Source organism: Nonomuraea sp. NPDC004186 (genome assembly GCF_053603495.1).
This window is the reverse complement of record NZ_JBSGFQ010000051.1, coordinates 1-17,122: the sequence shown is the minus strand read 5'-3', so window position 1 is coordinate 17,122 and position 17,122 is coordinate 1. Positions and strand designations below refer to the sequence as shown.

The 17,122-nt window shown below is 70.9% G+C and carries 17 protein-coding genes and 1 pseudogene; 5 read left to right on the top strand and 13 right to left on the bottom strand.

Annotation, left to right across the window (positions count from 1 at the left end; translation table 11 throughout):
• Positions 1–94: 94 nt before the first annotated feature.
• Together ACWEPL_RS34725 and ACWEPL_RS34720 are read right to left on the bottom strand one after the other, a co-directional pair.
• On the bottom strand, positions 95–646 hold the full coding sequence (locus tag ACWEPL_RS34725; RefSeq protein ID WP_350732095.1) for a hypothetical protein: 552 nt from the start codon (positions 644–646) through the stop codon (positions 95–97).
• A gap of 322 nt (positions 647–968) precedes the next feature.
• Positions 969–2,990, bottom strand: coding sequence for a beta-galactosidase (locus ACWEPL_RS34720; RefSeq protein ID WP_452438695.1), 2,022 nt, complete (start codon positions 2,988–2,990; stop codon positions 969–971).
• Positions 2,991–3,254: 264 nt separating this feature from the next.
• Here ACWEPL_RS34720 and ACWEPL_RS34715 point away from each other — a divergent pair, with 264 nt between their 5' ends.
• Both ACWEPL_RS34715 and ACWEPL_RS34710 read left to right on the top strand, forming a co-directional pair.
• A complete protein-coding gene (locus tag ACWEPL_RS34715; protein ID WP_363969501.1) occupies positions 3,255–4,265 on the top strand; it encodes a LacI family DNA-binding transcriptional regulator in 1,011 nt (336 codons plus the stop codon).
• On the top strand, positions 4,262–4,714 hold the full coding sequence (locus ACWEPL_RS34710) for an NUDIX hydrolase (RefSeq protein WP_363969503.1): 453 nt from the start codon (positions 4,262–4,264) through the stop codon (positions 4,712–4,714). The genes ACWEPL_RS34715 and ACWEPL_RS34710 overlap by 4 nt, the downstream gene beginning before the upstream one ends.
• On the opposite strand, the gene ACWEPL_RS34705 is transcribed toward ACWEPL_RS34710, so the two are convergent.
• Both ACWEPL_RS34705 and add read right to left on the bottom strand, forming a co-directional pair.
• On the bottom strand, positions 4,711–5,172 hold the full coding sequence (locus tag ACWEPL_RS34705; RefSeq protein WP_363969505.1) for a hypothetical protein: 462 nt from the start codon (positions 5,170–5,172) through the stop codon (positions 4,711–4,713). The two genes, ACWEPL_RS34710 and ACWEPL_RS34705, sit on opposite strands and share 4 nt — an antisense overlap.
• A gap of 39 nt (positions 5,173–5,211) precedes the next feature.
• Positions 5,212–6,159: an adenosine deaminase gene (gene add / locus ACWEPL_RS34700; protein ID WP_363969507.1), complete on the bottom strand. Its 948-nt coding sequence runs from the start codon at positions 6,157–6,159 to the stop codon at positions 5,212–5,214.
• A gap of 65 nt (positions 6,160–6,224) precedes the next feature.
• Between add and ACWEPL_RS34695 the strand changes: the two genes are divergently transcribed.
• The gene (locus ACWEPL_RS34695; protein WP_452438694.1) at positions 6,225–6,965 is read left to right on the top strand and encodes an alpha/beta fold hydrolase; all 741 of its coding nucleotides are present in this window, start codon (positions 6,225–6,227) and stop codon (positions 6,963–6,965) included.
• On the opposite strand, the gene ACWEPL_RS34690 is transcribed toward ACWEPL_RS34695, so the two are convergent.
• From ACWEPL_RS34690 to ACWEPL_RS34670, 5 genes and pseudogenes are all read right to left on the bottom strand, one after another.
• Positions 6,962–7,720, bottom strand: coding sequence for a class I SAM-dependent methyltransferase (locus ACWEPL_RS34690; protein ID WP_363969511.1), 759 nt, complete (start codon positions 7,718–7,720; stop codon positions 6,962–6,964). The two genes, ACWEPL_RS34695 and ACWEPL_RS34690, sit on opposite strands and share 4 nt — an antisense overlap.
• A gap of 87 nt (positions 7,721–7,807) precedes the next feature.
• Positions 7,808–8,788 (bottom strand): annotated as a pseudogene (locus tag ACWEPL_RS34685) (RNA polymerase sigma factor); the annotation flags it as partial.
• A gap of 175 nt (positions 8,789–8,963) precedes the next feature.
• The gene (locus ACWEPL_RS34680; protein ID WP_350732081.1) at positions 8,964–9,284 is read right to left on the bottom strand and encodes an MmcQ/YjbR family DNA-binding protein; all 321 of its coding nucleotides are present in this window, start codon (positions 9,282–9,284) and stop codon (positions 8,964–8,966) included.
• A 65-nt stretch (positions 9,285–9,349) separates the two neighbouring features.
• Positions 9,350–10,780 carry a WS/DGAT/MGAT family O-acyltransferase gene (locus ACWEPL_RS34675; RefSeq protein ID WP_363969515.1) on the bottom strand — a complete coding sequence of 477 codons (1,431 nt, stop codon included), beginning with the start codon at positions 10,778–10,780 and terminating at the stop codon, positions 9,350–9,352.
• Between the two features lie 44 nt (positions 10,781–10,824).
• Positions 10,825–11,868, bottom strand: coding sequence for a winged helix DNA-binding domain-containing protein (locus tag ACWEPL_RS34670; protein ID WP_452438693.1), 1,044 nt, complete (start codon positions 11,866–11,868; stop codon positions 10,825–10,827).
• A gap of 9 nt (positions 11,869–11,877) precedes the next feature.
• On the opposite strand from ACWEPL_RS34670, the gene ACWEPL_RS34665 reads away from it, so the two are divergent.
• On the top strand, positions 11,878–13,065 hold the full coding sequence (locus tag ACWEPL_RS34665) for a cysteine desulfurase-like protein (protein WP_452438692.1): 1,188 nt from the start codon (positions 11,878–11,880) through the stop codon (positions 13,063–13,065).
• 59 nt (positions 13,066–13,124) lie between these two features.
• On the opposite strand, the gene ACWEPL_RS34660 is transcribed toward ACWEPL_RS34665, so the two are convergent.
• Complete coding sequence (locus ACWEPL_RS34660) at positions 13,125–13,445, bottom strand: hypothetical protein (protein WP_363969521.1); 321 nt, start codon at positions 13,443–13,445, stop codon at positions 13,125–13,127.
• 89 nt (positions 13,446–13,534) lie between these two features.
• Positions 13,535–14,251 (bottom strand): AfsR/SARP family transcriptional regulator, encoded by a 717-nt coding sequence (locus ACWEPL_RS34655; RefSeq protein ID WP_363969523.1) that lies wholly within the window; start codon positions 14,249–14,251, stop codon positions 13,535–13,537.
• A gap of 139 nt (positions 14,252–14,390) precedes the next feature.
• On the opposite strand from ACWEPL_RS34655, the gene ACWEPL_RS34650 reads away from it, so the two are divergent.
• On the top strand, positions 14,391–16,046 hold the full coding sequence (locus ACWEPL_RS34650) for an acetolactate synthase large subunit (RefSeq protein WP_350732073.1): 1,656 nt from the start codon (positions 14,391–14,393) through the stop codon (positions 16,044–16,046).
• Positions 16,047–16,102: 56 nt separating this feature from the next.
• Here the strand turns inward: ACWEPL_RS34650 and ACWEPL_RS34645 are convergent, their stop codons facing one another.
• Complete coding sequence (locus ACWEPL_RS34645) at positions 16,103–16,660, bottom strand: hypothetical protein (protein ID WP_452438691.1); 558 nt, start codon at positions 16,658–16,660, stop codon at positions 16,103–16,105.
• Between the two features lie 120 nt (positions 16,661–16,780).
• Positions 16,781–17,122 (bottom strand): RNA-guided endonuclease InsQ/TnpB family protein (locus tag ACWEPL_RS34640; protein WP_452438690.1); only part of this gene is annotated, 342 nt, incomplete at its 5' end.

Sequence of the window (17,122 nt, the reverse complement as noted above, 5' to 3'; positions counted from 1 at the left end):
TGGTCCCTTCGACGTGCGGTAGATCGTCCGCAAACGATACCGGCACGCGAAAAGGGCACCCCTGGTCAGGGGCGCCCTTTGGGGGAAGGCCGGCTCAGTTCGCGGGGAGCTTCACCGAGACCGGCCGGACGACCGGGCTGGCGTCCTTCTCGGCCCAGGCGCCGGTGGAGTAGGCGACCGGGAAGTTCTTCTTGCCGACGCCGCCGCCCCACTTGGTCACGACGTAGTCGATCTTGATGTGGCCCGCGCCGGCGACGCCGTCCACGGCCAGGGTGTCGGGGTTGAACGTGCCGCCGGTCAGCTCGGCGAACGTCTTGGCGTCGAGGTCGAGCATCACACCGCTGTTGGAGGGGTTGCCGGGACCGCGGTCACCGACGAAGAACGGGAGCTTCTTGCCCTTGTAGATGACGTAACCCTCGGTCATGAGCGGCCAGCTCGGGCTGGCGGCCAGACCCTTCTGCATGGGCTTGCCGGCGGCGGGCAGACCGGTGTCGCCCGCGCGGCCGGAGGAGTCGTCCCAGAAGTAGGACGCGGTGGTCGAGCCCTGGAGCACGGCCGTCTGGGTGATCGTGCTGCCGGCCTCGGCGTCAGCGTGCGCCGCGGGCGAGCCGACGGCCATGGCGGTCAGCACGGAGGCGGTGAGCATGGCGATAGAGTGCAGGCGAGCAGACATGGGTAGGCGCAGTCCTTTGTGAGGCGACAGGGCAATACGCTCTTCACTCACGTAGCCGGGCATGACGCCGTAAGAGCGGCACGTGGAGCGTGAATCCAACCAGAGGGAGTCCGGTCGAGTGGTGCCTTCCACGTTGGTAAGGCCCAGGTCACTCGCCGGTAACGACTACCAAGCTACCGTCCGAAACGGACAAAGGCAAACATAACCCCATGAAACGGATATAGATCTACGTTCGGGGTAAAGGCTTAAGTCAAAAGCCCCGGCGGGCAGGGGACCGCCGGGGCATACGCCGGGATTACGAGCGGGCGCGCCGGATCACCGCCGCCCCCAGCGGGGCCAGCTCGACCGGACCCGACACCGCCTGCCCGGTGAGCAGGTCGATCCCCTCCCCCTCGAACGGGACGGACGCGCTCAGCTCGCCGCTGTGGTTGAGCAGGAACACGTACTCGTACTCCTCGCCCCCCCGCACGGCGCACTCCACGTGGGCGGGCGCCTGCGGGAACGGCGACCGGACACCCGCCGCCGCCACGGCCGCGAGCAGTTCGGCGTCGAAGGCGGCCTGCTCCAGGAGGGTCGCGAAGTACACCACGCGCCCCGCGCCGAAGCGGTTCTCCACCACGGCGGCCCGGCCGGCCAGCAGCCCGTCACCGTAGGTGGCCAGGGCCGTGCCGGTCTCCAGGCGCAGGTCGTCGCGCCACCACGTCGAGGTCGCCCGCCGCCCGTCGGCGAACTCCACGGAGAAGACCTCGTGCGGCCGCGCCGGCCAGTACTCGTCCACCTTGGCCCCGATGAGCCGCCGGAACGCGCCCGGGTAGCCGTCGGGCCGCACCCGGTTGCACTCGTCGACCACGCCGGAGAAGAACGACATGACGACCGTCCCGCCGTTCTCGGCGAACTCGGTGATCCGCCGCACGCCCTCGTCGCCGATCAGGTACGCGTTCGGCACCACCAGCACCTTGTACCCGTCCAGCGACGACGACGCGGACACGACGTCCACCGGGTGGTTGTTCGACCACAGCGGCGTGTAGTGCCGCATGACCGTGTCCGGGTAGCTGAGGTCCTGGCGCGGCAGCCCCGCGGTCTCCTCCAGCCCCCACCAGCCGTCCCAGTCGAACAGGATCGCGACCTCGGCCCGCGACGTCGCCCCCGCCACCGGAGCGAGCAGCTTCATCTCCCGTCCCAGGTCCACGATCTCCCTGAACGTGCGCGAGTCCGGCCCGGAGTGCGGCAGCATCGCCGAGTGGAAGCGCTCCTGCCCGCCGCGACTGGCCCGCCACTGGAAGAACATCACCGAGTCCGCCGCCCGCGACACCGCCTGCAGCGAGCCGAGCCGCATCCGGCCGGGCTCCTTGACGATGTTGAGCTGCCACTGGCTGACCGCGCTGGCCGCCTGCTCCATGAGCAGCCACGGCTGACCGCCCTTGAGCGAGCGGAACAGGTCGTACTGGAAGGCCGCCGACACGTGCGAGTCGGCGTCGGCGGGGTTGGGATAGATGTCGAGCGCGACCGCGTCCTCCTCGGGCGCCCACTTCCAGTAGTCGGCGTGCTTGAAGAAGCGCATGAAGTTCGTCAGGACCGGGATGTCGTCGCGGAAGGAGCGGACGATGTCCCGTTCGGCGATGTAGCACTCGAGGAGGGCGTCGGAGGTGAAGCGCTTGAAGTCTAGCCGTCGGGCGGGGTTCATCCAGGTGCGCGGGATGTGCGGCACCTCGACCTGGTCCCAGTCGGTGTAGTGCTGGCTCCAGAAGCGGGTGTACCACGCCTCGTTCAGGGTCTCCAGGTCGCCGTAGCGGCGCTGCAGCCAGCGGCGGAAGTTGACCGAGGCGGCCTCGTTGTACGCCGTGGGCCCGTACTCGTTGGAGATGTGCCACATCGCCAGCGCCGGGTGGAAGGAGTAGCGCTCGGCGAGCTTGGTGGTGATGTTGGCCGCGTACTCACGGTAGATGGGTGACGACGGATCGTAGTGCAGCCGGTTGCCGAACCCGAACCGCTCGCCGTCGGCCATCACCGGGAACACCTCGGGGTGCAGGTGGGTGAGCCAGACGGGCGGGGCCGCCGTCGGGGTGGCCAGGTTGACGCTGATGCCGTTCTCGTGGAGGAGGTCCATGATCTCGTCCAGCCAGCCGAACTCGTACTTGCCGGGCTCCGGCTCCAGGGACGCCCACGCGAAGACGCCGAGGGAGACGATGTTGACGCCGGCCTCACGCATGAGCCGGACGTCCTCCCGCCACACGGCTGGGTCCCATTGCTCCGGGTTGTAGTCGCCGCCGTAGGCGAAGCCCCCGATGCGGTTCCTGAAAGCATCCAAGCGAGACATTTCACTGCTCCTGTAGGGATGGGGGGATCCTCGACGCGATCCCGGCGGCCGCGCGCCCGCGCCCGACGGCCCGGTTCATACGCCCCTCGCCATCAGAAAGTTTCTGGCACACTTTCCGAAAGATTACCGTGACATTGCCGAAGGGTTACGGTAGGCTCGGGCCCGCAGCGATGTCAACCGCGCCGATCGGGTAGCAGTCTGCTCCAGGTCAGCGGGCAACCTGTGGGTTTGAGGTTTTTCCGAAAGTTGCAACTCGGAGGTCCTGTGGCTCGAGCAACGCTGGCGGACGTCGCCGCCGCTGCCGGAGTGTCCGTGCCGACGGTCTCCAAGGTCCTGAGCGGGAAGAAGCACGTCTCCACCGCCACCAGAGACAAGGTGCTCGAAGCGGTCAGGGCCTTCGGATACGAGGCCCCGCGCCCGCCGAGCACTCCCCGGGCCGGTCTCGTCGACCTGCTCATAGACGGGCTCGGCTCCCCGTGGGCCCAGGTGCTCATCAGGGGCGCGGAGCAGGCGGCCGCGCGGTGGGGGTTCTCGCTCGTGGTGACCTCGTCCGCGCGGGCCGACTTCGACCTGCGGCGCTGGATCGGGATCGTGCGCAAGCGCAGCACCGACGGCATCGTGCTGGTGCTGTCGCGGGCCAACCAGGAGGAGATCTCGGCCATCGAGGAGCTCCTGCACGTGCCCCTGGTGCTGCTCGACCCGGTGGGCAAGCGCGATCCGCGCGTCTCCGCCGTCGGCGCGACCAACTGGTCGGGCGGCGTCATGGCCACGACCCACCTGCTGGAGCTGGGGCACACCAGGATCGGCTTCATCGGCGGGCCGCTCGACACGCAGTGCACGCTCGACCGGTACGAGGGTTACCTGGCGGCGCACCGTACGTTCGGGATCGACCCCGACCCCGGGCTGACCCGTTACGGCGACTTCCTGATCTCCGGCGGCAGGGAGTTCGGGGCCGAGCTCCTCGACCGCCCCGACCGGCCCACCGCCATCTTCGCCGGCTCCGACATGCAGGCGGCCGGCGTCTACCAGGCGGCCACCGAGCGCGGGATCCGGGTGCCGGGCCAGCTGTCCGTGGTCGGCTTCGACGACTCCACGTGGTGCGAGATGATGTCGCCGCCGCTCACCACGGTCCGCCAGCCGCTCGACGACATGGCCAACGAGGCGGTCCGCCTCATCTCGGAGGAGCTGACTCATCCGAGGGGGCCGGTCGGGACGCGCATAGAGCTCGCCACCAGCCTCGTCGTCCGCTGCAGCACCGCCGCTCCCGCCTCGTGATCATCACCAGGGAGCTGCGCGTGGCCGCGTACGCGATCTGCGTCGACGACGGCCGGATCCTCCTCGCGCGCTGGGTCGGCCCCTCCGGCGAGCGGCACTGGACGCTCCCCGGCGGCGGTATCGAGCACGCCGAGGACCCGGTGGACGCCGCGATCCGCGAGGTGGAGGAGGAGACCGGCTACACGGTGGCGATCGAGACCCTGCTGGGCATGAGCACCCTGCACTGCCGCTACCCCCGGGGCGAGGGCCGCGAGGCGGACTTCCACGGCCTGCGCATCGTCTACGAGGGCCGCATCACCGGCGGCACCCTGCGCCACGAGGTCGGCGGCAGCACGGACCGGGCCGCGTGGGTGCCTCTCGACGAGGTGGCCGGCCTCGAACGGGCCGAGGTGGTGGACATCGGCCTGGAGCTCCACCGCGTACGGCCCGGCAACGGCCGGGTGGACTAACCGGCGAAGGCGAGGGCGCCGCAGAACAAGAGGAACAGCGCCACGCCCAGGCCGCGCTGCCGCCAGGAGGCGCCCGGCGCGGTCACCAGGGCGGCGAACGGGTACGCGAGCACGGTGCTCAGCACGCCGAACAGGCCCACGGGGCTGACGCTGAGCTCCCAGAGCGGCACCAGGAACAGCGGGGCCACGAGCGCGACGGGCCACGCCGGCCGGACGCGCAGGAGGCCGAGCAGCGGCCAGGCCACCACCGGCACCAGCCAGCGCCCCACTTCCCACGCCTCGACGAACGGCGCGATGCACCCGAAGTGCCCGCATCGAGAGGTGTCCGCCAGCACGGCGCCGAGCAGCGCCCATCCGAAATGGAGGAACGGCAGGATCGCGCCGACCACCCCGGCGAAGACCACCCGCTCGGGCAGCCGCTGAGCCACGGACGGCATGCCCGGCTTCGATAAGTCCATGCCGACAGCCTCTCATGCGACCGTGCGGACGCCCGTGCGTCACTCAGCGGCGAGCCAGGCCTCCACCTCCGCCCGCAGCCGCGCCTTGACGGGCTCCGGCGCGAACGACGCGTCGATCGAGGCCCGGGCCAGGTCCGCCAGGTCCGCGTCACCGTAGCCGAACACGTCCCGCAGCCGGGCGTACTCGTCGGCCAGGGCCGTCTCCCCGTCGGTGTTGATCGTGACCGCCAGCCCGGCCTCCCTCAGCCGGGGCAGCGGGTGCTCGGGCAGGGAGGGGACGAACCCGAGCAGGACGTTGGAAGTGGGGCAGACCTCCAGCGGGATCCCGCGCTCGCGCACCTCGGCCACCAGCTCGGCGTCGTCCAGCACCCGGATGCCGTGCCCGAGGCGCTCGGCGTGCCCCAGGGAGAGCGCCTCGCGGATGCTGGCGGCCCCGGCGGCCTCGCCCGCGTGGTGCACCAGGCGCAGCCCCGCGTCCCTGGCCACGTCGAGCACCTCCGCGAACGGCGCCAGCGGGTAGCTCTCGTCGCCGGCCAGCCCCATGCCGATCACCCGGTCGTGCCGGCCGGCCAGCTTGAACGTGCGCCACAGCCGCTCCACCGGCCGCCGCCTGGAGTGGTCGAGCAGCACGTTGTACGCGATCCCGTAGCGGGAGGAGCCCTCCTCCAGCCCTTCGAGCACCGCCTCCAGCGGCATCTCCGGGTCACCCACCCGCTCCCCGTGGGAGGCGGCGGTGAAGGTCACCTCGACGTAGCGGGTGCCCTGGGCGGCCTCGTCCTCGCAGAACTCCACCGCGATCCGCCGGAAATGCTCGGGGGTGCGCAGCAGGTCGCGCACCCGCGCCCGCTCGTCGCCGAACTCCCTGAAGCTCGCGAACAGCTCGCTGCGCTCGGGCGTCCCGCCCAGGTCGCGCACCGTCGCGGGCCGGACGGTGCTCTCCAGGTGAACATGCAGGTGGGCCTTGGGCAACGCACGTACGTCTCTCACTCCCCTCACCCTAAAGGAGGGCTCAGAACGTATGCAGCCGGATATTCGCGGCGTACGTTCGGGGAATGACCCTTGTGCTGGTTCACGGCATCCCTGAGACCGCCGCCGTCTGGGACCCCCTCCGCGCGGCCCTGAGCCGCCAGGACGTGCGGGCGCTCCGGATGCCCGGCTTCGGCTGCCCCCGGCCGGACGGGTTCTCCGCCACGAAGGAGGAGTACGTGGCGTGGCTGGCCGGCGAGCTGGAGGCGATGGCGGGCGACGAGATCGACCTGGTCGGCCACGACTGGGGCGGCGGCCTGGTGGTGCGCCTGATCAGCACCCGCCCCGACCTCGTCCGCACGTGGGCCACGGACGCCGCCGGGCTCGGCCACCCCGCCTTCGAGTGGCACGACCTGGCCAGGCTCTGGCAGACGCCCGGGGCCGGCGAGGAGTTCTTCGAGCAGTTGCTGGCCACGCCCCTGGAGGAGCGGGCCAAGGGGTTCGAGGGCTTCGGCGTGCCGTTCGAGCACGCCCTGGAGATCGCGGCCGGCGTCGACCAGGTCATGGCCGGCAGCATCCTGGCCCTCTACCGGTCGGCCGTGCGGGTGGGTGAGGAGTGGTCGCCCGCGTTCGCGGACATCCCCGCACCCGGGCTGGTGATCGTTCCCGAGGGCGACGCGTTCCTGGCGCGGAGCGTGGCGGAGGAGAGCGCGGCGCGGGCGGGAGCCACCGTGGCCGTGCTGCCGGGGCTCGGCCACTGGTGGCTGCTCCAGGATCCGGCGACCGGCGCGGCCAGGCTGGAGGAGTTCTGGGAGTCGGCCCGCTAACCCTTGGTGATGCGGATCTTCGACTGCTTGTGCGGGCCGCGCTCCCAGTCGTCCATGAACGTGGCCCGCAGCCCGTACTCGGCGGCCAGCGCCACCAGCGTCTCGGTGCGGTAGTAGAAGTCCTCCCGCAGCACCTGGTGCTCCTTGCCCTCGGTGCGGTCGAAGGTGAAGTCGAACCAGGCGGCCGGCTTCATCACCCGCCCCACGTGGGCGAAGCACTCCTCGATGACGTGCAGCGGCGAGTGCGAGAACACGCTGTGCGCGTGGACGACGTCGAAGTGCTCGCCGGGCAGGAAGGCGAAGCGCAGGTCGCGGACGGGCGTGAGGTAGGGCAGCTTGTGGTTGAGCCCGTGCCCGACGATCGTGTGCTGGGCCGCCATGAGGATGTCGGGCGAGATGTCGATGCCGTAGTAGTTTCCGGCGTGCAGGTAGTCGATGAACAGCCGCCCGGCGCGCAGGTTGCCGCACCCGATCTCCAGCATCCGGTAGTCCGGCTTGAGCCCGTGCTCCACCAGGTAGTCGAACTGCATGCGCCCCAGCGCCAGCCACCGTCTGTGCGTGTGCGAGCCGACCGCGCCCTCGGGGTCCCGCGCGGTGTCGGACTTCATGACGGCCCGGTAGTAGGCGACGTGATCACGCGTGCGCAGCCGGAACCAGGTGTCGCGGGCCAGCCGCCGCAGGTGGGGGGCGATCCGGTCCGGGTTCTTGACGGCGTAGGCGAGTTGGTGGACGAGGCTCGATCGGGCGCGTTTCACGCCTGGGAATCTAGGACAGCCCGCCTGCCCCCACAGGTCCGTGGCGACAGTCTTGGGTCTTCGTTTGCGCAGCCTTTCAGTCGCGGGTCAGCTCAGGTAGTCGCGCAGCGCCAGGGATCGGGAGGGGTGGCGGAGCTTGGACATCGTCTTGGCCTCGATCTGCCGGATGCGCTCGCGGGTGACGCCGTAGATGCGGCCGATCTCGTCGAGGGTCATCGGCTTGCCGTCGTTGAGGCCGTAGCGCATGCTGATCACGCCTGCCTCGCGCTCGGAGAGCTGGTCGAGCAGCGCGTGCAGCTGCTGCTGGAGCAGCGTGAACGAGACCGCGTCGGCCGGGGAGACCGCCTCGGTGTCCTCGATGAGGTCGCCGAACTCGCTGTCGCCCTCCTCGCCCAGCGGCGTGCTCAGGGAGATCGGCTCGCGGCCGTATCCCTGGACCTCGACGACGCGATCGACCTCGAGCTCGCACTCCTTGGCCAGCTCCTCGGGGGTGGGCTCGCGACCGAGGTCGGTCTGCAGGCGGCGCTCCGTCCGCGCGACCTTGTTGATCAGCTCGACCATGTGCACGGGGATGCGGATCGTCCGGGCCTGGTCGGCCATGGCCCGGGTGATGGCCTGCTTGATCCACCACGTCGCGTACGTGGAGAACTTGTAGCCCAGCCGGTAGTCGAACTTCTCGATCGTCCGGATCAGGCCCAGGTTGCCCTCCTGGATCAGGTCGAGGAAGAGCATGCCGCGGCCGGTGTAGCGCTTGGCGATGGAGACGACCAGCCGCAGGTTGGCCTCCAGCATGCGGCGCCTGGCGATCTCGCCGTCCCGGGCGATCCACTCCAGATCGGTGCGCAGGTCGGCGGGCATGCACGGCTCGGTCTCGAGCCGCTCCTGCGCGAACAGCCCGGCCTCGATGCGCTTGGCCAGGTCGATCTCCTGCTCAGCGGTGAGCAGCGGCACGCGGCCGATCTCCTTCAGATAAGCCTTGACCGAGTCGGCGCCGACGGCCGCGCCACCGTCGGCGACGTTGTCGTCGAGTTCGAGAACCTCTGCTGCTTCGGACAAAACACACTCCTCGCTCGCTTTGGACGCACGACGCTGAAACGTGGTGACCTATGACGTAGGGGCTGAAACCATCGGCACCTCGGGTCTGAGGGAACGGCGAAGTCGGGAGACCTGGCAGGCCGCCTCCTTCCAAGCTACCCAACTGTGCCCGCGAGTGGCCCCAGCCGGCCGCCGTCCGGCGGGCGTGTCAGCGCGTCAGTGACTCCACGTACGTGGCGGCCTCCGTCAGCAGGCCGCGCCAGACCTCCTCGTCCGGCGTGCGCAGGGACACCCACTCCCGCATCCGCCGGGCCGCCATGATCATCTCGTCGGCCGCGCCCTCGTCCACCAGCTCGGCCGCCCGTGCGGCGGGGAGCTTGAGCACGACCCGCTGCTCCTTGGAGAAGAACGCGAACACCTTTCCGTTGACCTTGAGGCCCTCGGAGTGGAACATGCGCCCCAGGCTCACCTCTGGACGGACGAGCTGCTCGGTGACCAGGTCGTCGTAGAGCTCCCGGGCGGTGGACATGCGATGCTCCCTTCCTCGGCGTTCCCAAGGTGCCAGACGCCACCGACAGTTCCGCCGGCACTTGGCTAGTGCGGCAGGGTCGCTTCCGCGTGGAGCAGCTCGTCGAGGGCCGCACGCAGGTCGGCGGCCAGTTCCCAGGCGTCCGGCACCATCTCTCTGTCGGTGACGATCCCGATGTCGAGGGAGCCGTCGTAGGAGAAGGCGGTGATGTTCACGCCGCCGCTCACATCCGTGATCACCGACACCGGGTAGTGGGTCAGCAGCCGGGCCCCGCACACGTACAGGGGGAACTGGGGTCCGGGCACGTTCGAGACGCCCACGTTGATCGGCGGCGCGGTCTGGCCGACGAGCGAGAAGGCCGAGCGGGCGGCCAGCCCCATGAGCGCGGCCGGCATCGACTCGCTGAACTCGCGCAGCCAGCGCGCGGGCGCCAGCGAGAAGCGGTCCTTGATCCGCTGCATGGCGTGCCGCACGTGGTGCAGCCGGGCGACGGGGTCCTCGACATGCACGGCCAGCGGCGCCGTCATGATCGCCACCTGGTTGCCGGGGCCCTCCACCCCGGCCGCGCGCAGCGAGAACGGCACCCCCGCCACCAGCGGCTGGTGCGGGACGCCGCCGTGCGCGGCCAGCCACGTGCGCAGCGCGCCCGCGCACACGGCCATGACCACGTCGTTGACGGTGACCCCGAACGCCTTGCGCACCCGTTTGATCTCCTCCAGCGGCAGCGACACGAACGCGAAGCGCCGGTGTCCCGACACGGGGCCGCTGAACGGCGTCCTCGGCGCGGGCAGCGCCGGCAGCTCGGGCGCCTGCCCGGCCCCGGCCAGCCGCCGGGCGAGCGAGGAGACGACCTGGCTGCCCGGGATCCAGGACACGACGGGGATCTCGTCCAGGTGCGGCATGGCCCGGGCGGCGAAACGCAGGGCGAGCGCGGGGTTGCCGGCCAGCCTCGCCAGCCCGCGCGCCACCATCTCCGGGGCCCCGGGAGGCGGGGCGTCCCGTGAGGGCTCCTCGGCGGGCGGCGGCGCGGGCGTCGGGCTGATGTCCAGGAGCGCGGCCAGGACGTCGGCGCCGCCGACCCCGTCCACGGCCGCGTGGTGGATCTTGGTGTAGAGGCCCATCCGCCCGCCGTACAGCCCGTGGATCAGGTAGATCTCCCACAGCGGCCGGCCGCGGTCCAGCCGGCGGGCGTGCAGCCGCGAGACCTGGTCGGCGAGCTGCCGGTCGTCGCCCGGTGGTGGCAGGCCGATCTCGCGCACGTGGTAGTCGAGGTCGAGATCGTCCTCCTGCATCCAGTACGGGTGGTCCAGCCCGAACGGCACGGGGGCCAGCTTGCGCCGCAGCGCGGGCACGTACGGCAGCCGCCGCTCGAGCAGGGCCTGGAGGTCGGCGCGGTTGAGGTCGCCGTCGAGGATGGCCAGGCCGGCGATGTTGGCGATGTTCGTCGCGGTCTCGAAATGGAGGAACTGCGCGTCCAGGGCGGTCAACTGGGCCATAGGTGACACCTCCGCCCTGAACCAATCAGACTCCGCCGGTCACTTCAAGAGTCGGTCACTTCAAGGGACGGGACCGCGTCGGGCTCGGCGAATGCCAGCAGCCGCAGCCCCTCCTCCTCCAGCACGTCGAGAGAGGTCGAGGTGAACGGGCTGATGAGCAGCGTGGCCTTCTTCGCGGTGCGCTTGATCTGCCACGTCCCGGCCGCGAAGCCGTCCACCAGGTAGACCGCCTTCACCCGGAGGTTCTTGGTGGCGACCCGGCCCTTGAACTCGTCGGCCAGCACCCGGGTGCGGTCCGCGTGGCCCAGGACCAGCGTGTCGAAGTCGGGCAGGAACCGTACGGGGGCGGGCACGTCACCCCCGGGCCGCGGGGCGCCGGGCAGGTCGTACAGCTCCCTTCCCGTGAAGTCCGTGAGCCTTTCCAGCTCCATGCCGGACATGACGCGCTTGAGGCCGCCCAGCCCCGACCAGGTCTGCACGTCGGCGGGGGTCGCCGGGCCGAACGCGGCCAGGTAGCGCTCGATCAGCGCCTCCACGCCGGCGGGCTCCAGGGCGATGCCGGGCAGCGCGAACGCGGACTCGCGCGAGAAGCTCCACCGGTCCTCCGTCGGCACCATGATCAACGGGGTGAGCATGCGCACGGCGTATCCGAGCGCCCGGTCGTACCCGCCGGGGAACTCCTCCTGCAGCCTGGGCCGCAGCTCGTTGAAGGTCATCGGCCCCGCGGCCAGCAGCCGGTCGGCGGCGGCCACGACCGCGTCGAAATCGACGTCGTCGAAGCGGCGCGCGGCGGCGGCCAGCACGGGCCGCACCACCGGACGGAACGCGGCGAAGTCCGCCGCGGTCACCAGGTGCAGCGTGGCCCGCCACATGGTGGCCCGCACCAGCGTGCGGGCGTGCAGCGCGGCGTGCAGGTCGTCCCGCGCGAACCCCGCCAGCCGGGACCACACCCCCAGGTACGGCGGCCGCGGCTCCTGCGCCTGCAGGCCGACCAGCCGGTGCACGACGTCGGCCACGTCACCCTCGTGCCGGTCGAGAAGGTGCTGGCGGGCCAGAGTGGCCCGGTTGAGGTCTCTGAGGGTGAGCATCTACCTATCATGCTCGATCCGACATTCCCCATCGAATCGGTACGTTCCTCCTACCCTGCGCTGGCCGACGGCTTCGCCTACCTCGACGGCGCGGCCGGCACCCAGACCCCGCGGCCGGTGATAGACGCCATCTCCGCCGCCTACCGGGCCGGGATCGGCAACGTCGGCGGCGCCTTCCCCGCCAGCGACCGCTCCGGCGCCATCGTGGCGGCCTGCCGCGCCGCCGTGGCCGACCTGGTCGGCGGCCATCCGGACGGCGTGGTGCTCGGCCCGAACATGACCACGCTGACCTACCGCCTGGCCAGGGCCATAGCGGGGCCGGGCGACGAGGTCGTGCTCTCCAGGCTCGACCATGACGCGAACGTCCGGCCCTGGACCCAGATCGGCGCCACCGTACGCTGGGCCGAGGTGGACCCGGTCACCGGGGAACTGCCGGTGGAGCAGTACGCGGACCTGATCGGCGAACGCACCCGGCTGGTCGCGGTGACGGCGGCCAGCAACATTCTCGGCACCCGTCCCGACGTGGCCGCCATCGCCGAGCTGGCGCACCGGGCGGGCGCGCTCATGTACGTGGACGGCGTGCACGCCACCCCGCACGGCCCCGTGGACATGCGCGCCCTGGGCGCCGACTTCTACGCCACGAGCGCGTACAAGTGGTCGGGCCCGCACATCGGCGCGGTCGTGGCCGACCCGGCGCTGCTGGAGACGCTGCGGCCGGACAAGCTGGCCTCCTCCTCCGACACGGTGCCGGAGCGGTTCGAGACGGGGACGGCGGCCTTCGCCGACCTGGCCGGGGTGACGGCGGCCGTGGACCACCTGGCCGCCCTGGTCCCGGGCACGGGCACCCGCCGCGAGCGCCTGCTGGCCTCGATGAGCGCGGCGGAGGAGCACGAGCTGGCGCTGTTCGCGGTGCTGATCGAGGGGCTGGAGACGATGGCGCACGTCACGGCGTACGGCAAACCCGCCAGGCGCACCGCCACCGCCTACTTCAACGTGGCCGGGCACACCCCGCGCCAGGTGGCCGAGCACCTGGCCGGACTGGGCGTGAACGTCTGGAACGGCCACAACTACGCCTGGGAGCTGACCGGCGCGCTCGGCATCCGCGACTCGGGCGGGGCCGTGCGGGCGGGCCTGGTCCACTACAACGACCGTTCCGACGTGGACCGCCTGCTCGACGGGGTGGCCCGCCTGGGCTGAAAAAGGGGTGGACCCCACCCCGCGGGCGCGGGTGGGGTCCAGCTCAGTGGCCGGGATCGCTAGCAGCTGTGGTAGCCCGAGTTGTAGCCGTCAGCGAAGCCCCTCTGGTAGGCGCCGCCACCGGAGTACTTCAGGCTGTAGGGCTCCTTCTTCATGCAGGCACTGCGGCCGTCGGTGTAACCGGCCGAGCGGCCCATGTTGTACTGCTGCTTCTTGGCCTTCCTCTTCTCGGGTGGCTTGCTCGCGACGTGGGTGCTCGTCTGCGCGCTCGTCGCGGAGGTCTGCGCGAGGGCCTGGGCCGATGGGGTGGCGAGGGGTCCGAGTGTGACAGCGGTGAGAAGCGCTGGACCAGCCAGAATCAGGCTTTTCTTGATGCGCATTCCGGTCTCCCTTCTGTCACCACCCAGCGTGGAGGGGGTCGTGTCACCGCGCCGTGATGTCGGCGTGACCGGAGCGTGACCGGGATCGCTCAGCGGCCGCGCAAGCTGGCGACCAGCTCCCGCAATCTGGCGGTCGGCTCGATGCCGAGCTCGGCCCGCAGGCCCTCCGCGTAGAGCCGGAAATGGCGGATCGCCTCGGCCTGGTTGCCCTCCGCGAGATGGGCCTCGATGAGCGCGGCGCAGGCGCTCTCCCGCAGCGGGTCCGCATGCGCGGCCACGCTCGCGGCCGTCACGGCCTCGGCGAACCGCCGCTGCCTGACGAAGATCGCCGACAGGGCCTCCAGGGCGTGCAGCCGCAGCTGGTGCCATTCGTCCGCGGCGGCCAGCACCCATTCCTCGTACCAGCCGGGCAGCAGGCCGTTGGCCAGCGCATCGACGGACCCCGCGCAGACGGTGGCCTCCTCGGCCCGGACGGTGGGGTCGATGAGGCGCTGCGCCAGCGCCCGGGCGTCGTCGAAGTCCACGCCGGTGTCCGGGGCCAGCCCGATCTCGGTCGTCCCGACGTGCAGCAGCGCCCGCCCGACCTCGTCGAGGCGTTTCAGCGCGGAGCGCAGGTTGGCGTGCGCGCGCCGCTCCGGCGCGTCGGGCCAGAGGGTGGTCGCCATCACGTTCCTGTGCACCGTCCTGCGGCTGATGGCGATGTACGCGAGCAGCCGCTCGGAGCCGCTGGAGACGGCGAGCTGCTCGTCGCCGGCCAGCAGCCGGAAACCGCCCAGAAGCGCGAGACGGATAGGTCGCTCCACCATGCCCCCGGTCCTCTCCTGGTGCGAGATCAGTCCGGGGAGCCGCTGCGTAGATACCCGCTGGCGGGGCCGGGACACCGGAATGAACGGCGGCCTTCGTGCGCTTGCACGGACGCAGTCGTTCAGAAAGAAGGCTTGTCCCATGACCACGCAGGCCGTCGCGGCCCGGCTCATCGTGCAGGCGCTGGAGGCGGAAGGCGTCGAGTACGTCTTCGGCATCCCCGGCGAGGAGAACATCCACTTCGTCGACGCGCTCCAGGACTCCTCCATCCGCTACGTCCTCGTACGGCACGAGCAGGGCGCGGCGTTCATGGCCGAGATCTACGGCAGGCTGACCGGCAGGGCGGGGGTGGCCTCAGCCACGCTCGGCCCCGGCGCGATCAACCTGCAGCTCGGCGTGGCCGACGCCACCACCAACAGCACCCCGGTGGTGGCGATCAGCGCACAAGTCGGGCTCGACCGCATCTACAAGGAGTCGCACCAGGTGGTGGACCTGGTGTCGCTGTTCAGGCCGATCACCAAGTGGTCGGAGCTCGCGCCGTCGCCGCAGGCGCTGCCCGAGATGATCCGCAAGGCGTTCAAGACCGCCCAGACCGAGCGTCCCGGCGCCGTCTACCTCGCCATCCCCGAGGACGTCGAGTCGGCGCCGGTGCCCGACGACCTGCGCCCGCTCCCCGTCAACGTGGTACGCACCCAGGACCCCTCCCCCGCGCAGATCGCCCGCGCGGCCGACGTGCTGGCCACCGCGCGCCGGCCGATCGTGCTGGCCGGGCACGGGGCCACGCGCGCCAGGGCCTCCCAGGCGCTGATCCGCTTCTCGGAGCGGCTCGGGCTGCCGGTGGCGACCACGTTCAACGGCAAGGGCGTCTTCCCCGACGACCACCGGCACGCGCTGGGGGCGGTGGGGTTCATGCGGCACGACTACGTGAACTTCGGGTTCGACGAGGCGGACGTGCTGATCAGCGTGGGGTACGAGCTGCAGGAGTTCGACCCCGTCAAGATCAACCCGCATCGCGACAAGAAGATCATCCACATTCACCAGTTCCCCGCCGAGGTGGACGACCACTATCCGGTGGCGGTCGGCGTCCAGGGGGACATCTCGCGGTCGCTCCACGCGCTCGCGGACGCCGTGCACCGGCGCTTCGAGATCAACGGCACCGGCGAGAAGATCCGCCGCATGGTGCGGGAGGAGCTGGAGCAGGGGCGTTCGGAGGACGGGTTCCCGCTCTCACCGCGCCGGATCGTGGCCGACGTCCGCGCGGCGATGGGACGCGAGGACATCGTGCTGGCGGACACGGGGGCGGTGAAGATGTGGATGGCCCGCATGTATCCGACGTACGAGCCGAACACGATGCTGGTCTCCAACGGGCTGTCGTCCATGGGCTTCTCGGTGCCGGGGGCGCTGGCGGCCAAGCTGGCCTTCCCCCGCCGCCGGGTGCTCGCGGCGACGGGTGACGGGGCGTTCCTGATGAACTCGCAGGAGCTGGAGACCGCCGTGCGGGAGCGGATCCCGTTCGTGGTGCTGGTGTGGGAGGACGGCGCGTACGGGCTGATCGAGTGGAAGATGGACCTGGAGCTGGGGCGCGACTCCAACGTCACGTTCGGCAACCCCGATTTCGTCAAGTACGCGGAGAGCTTCGGGGCGCGCGGCTACCGGATCACCCACGCGGACGAGCTACTGCCGACGCTGCGCAAGGCGCTGGCGGACGACGTGGTGTCGGTGATCGCGGTGCCGGTCGACTACTCGGCGAACCTGGAGCTGACCGACAAGCTCGGCGAGCTCACCGGCCCCTTCTGAGCGGGCTTCACCCGCCCCTTCCGAGCGGGCCTCACCAGCTCGGCACGACAGCGGCTTCACAGGCTCAGCACGACGATGCCCACGCCGAGCAGGAGGTCGAGAACCATGCAGAACTCCGCCATCGACCGCGCCACGACCTGCTTGGCCCGCCACACGAGCAGGTCCTGCACACCGTGGGCGATCAGCGCCCCCGCGACCAGGAAGCCGCCGGCCTGGGGCGACAGCGTCAGCGCCAGCAGTGCCGCCCCGCCGCAGACCAGCATGGCCGGGACCTGCGCGGCCGTCAGCAACGGCTGGCGCAACAGCCCGCCCACCAGGCCGAGGACGATGAGGGAGACCGCGCCGCCGATCAGGGCGGGCCAGCCGTCGATCCCGAGCTGGTCCAGCACTACCCACGCCACGGTGCTGATGACGAACAGGGCCCAGACGGTGCCGGGCTTGCCGAGGACCGCCGTACCGAGGTAGATGAGCGCTGCCAGGAAGACGACGAACCCCAGGCCGCGGCCGTCCTCGAAGTCCAGGAGGGTGAGGACGGCGAAGCCCAGCCCGAGCAGGGTGGGCCAGCGGCGCGCGACGGCCGGGAGCGCGCGGGGAGGTTCGGAGGTCCGTGTCATGAGCCGAGTGTCGCCGGTGCGGTGGTGGGGGGTACAGGACTCGGGCGCTCCAGGTCCGAAATCTTGGTGAGCCGGTCCCCATCCGTGACTCCTCCGCTCCCTGAAGGGAGCGGCTTCTCGCTAAGCCGCTTGCGCAGCCTCGCGAAGGGCAAGCCCTGCCCTCAAGATGTTGATCGCCGCGTTCACGTCGGCGTGCGCGGAAAACCCGCACCCCGTACATCGGAAGACGGCTTGGGTGACACGGTTCTCCTTCGCGCAGTGCCCGCAGCGCGAGCAGGCACGGGAGGTGTTGGCGGGGTTCACGGCGATCAGCTCTCGACCGGCGCTTTCAGCCTTGTGCGACAGGATCGTCAGGAACGCGGACCAACCCGCGTCGAGAATGCTCTTGTTCAGCCCGGATTTAGCCGACTGGCCGTTAGCCAGGTAGCCGCCTTCGCCGTCCGGTTTCGGCGCGGCACGCCG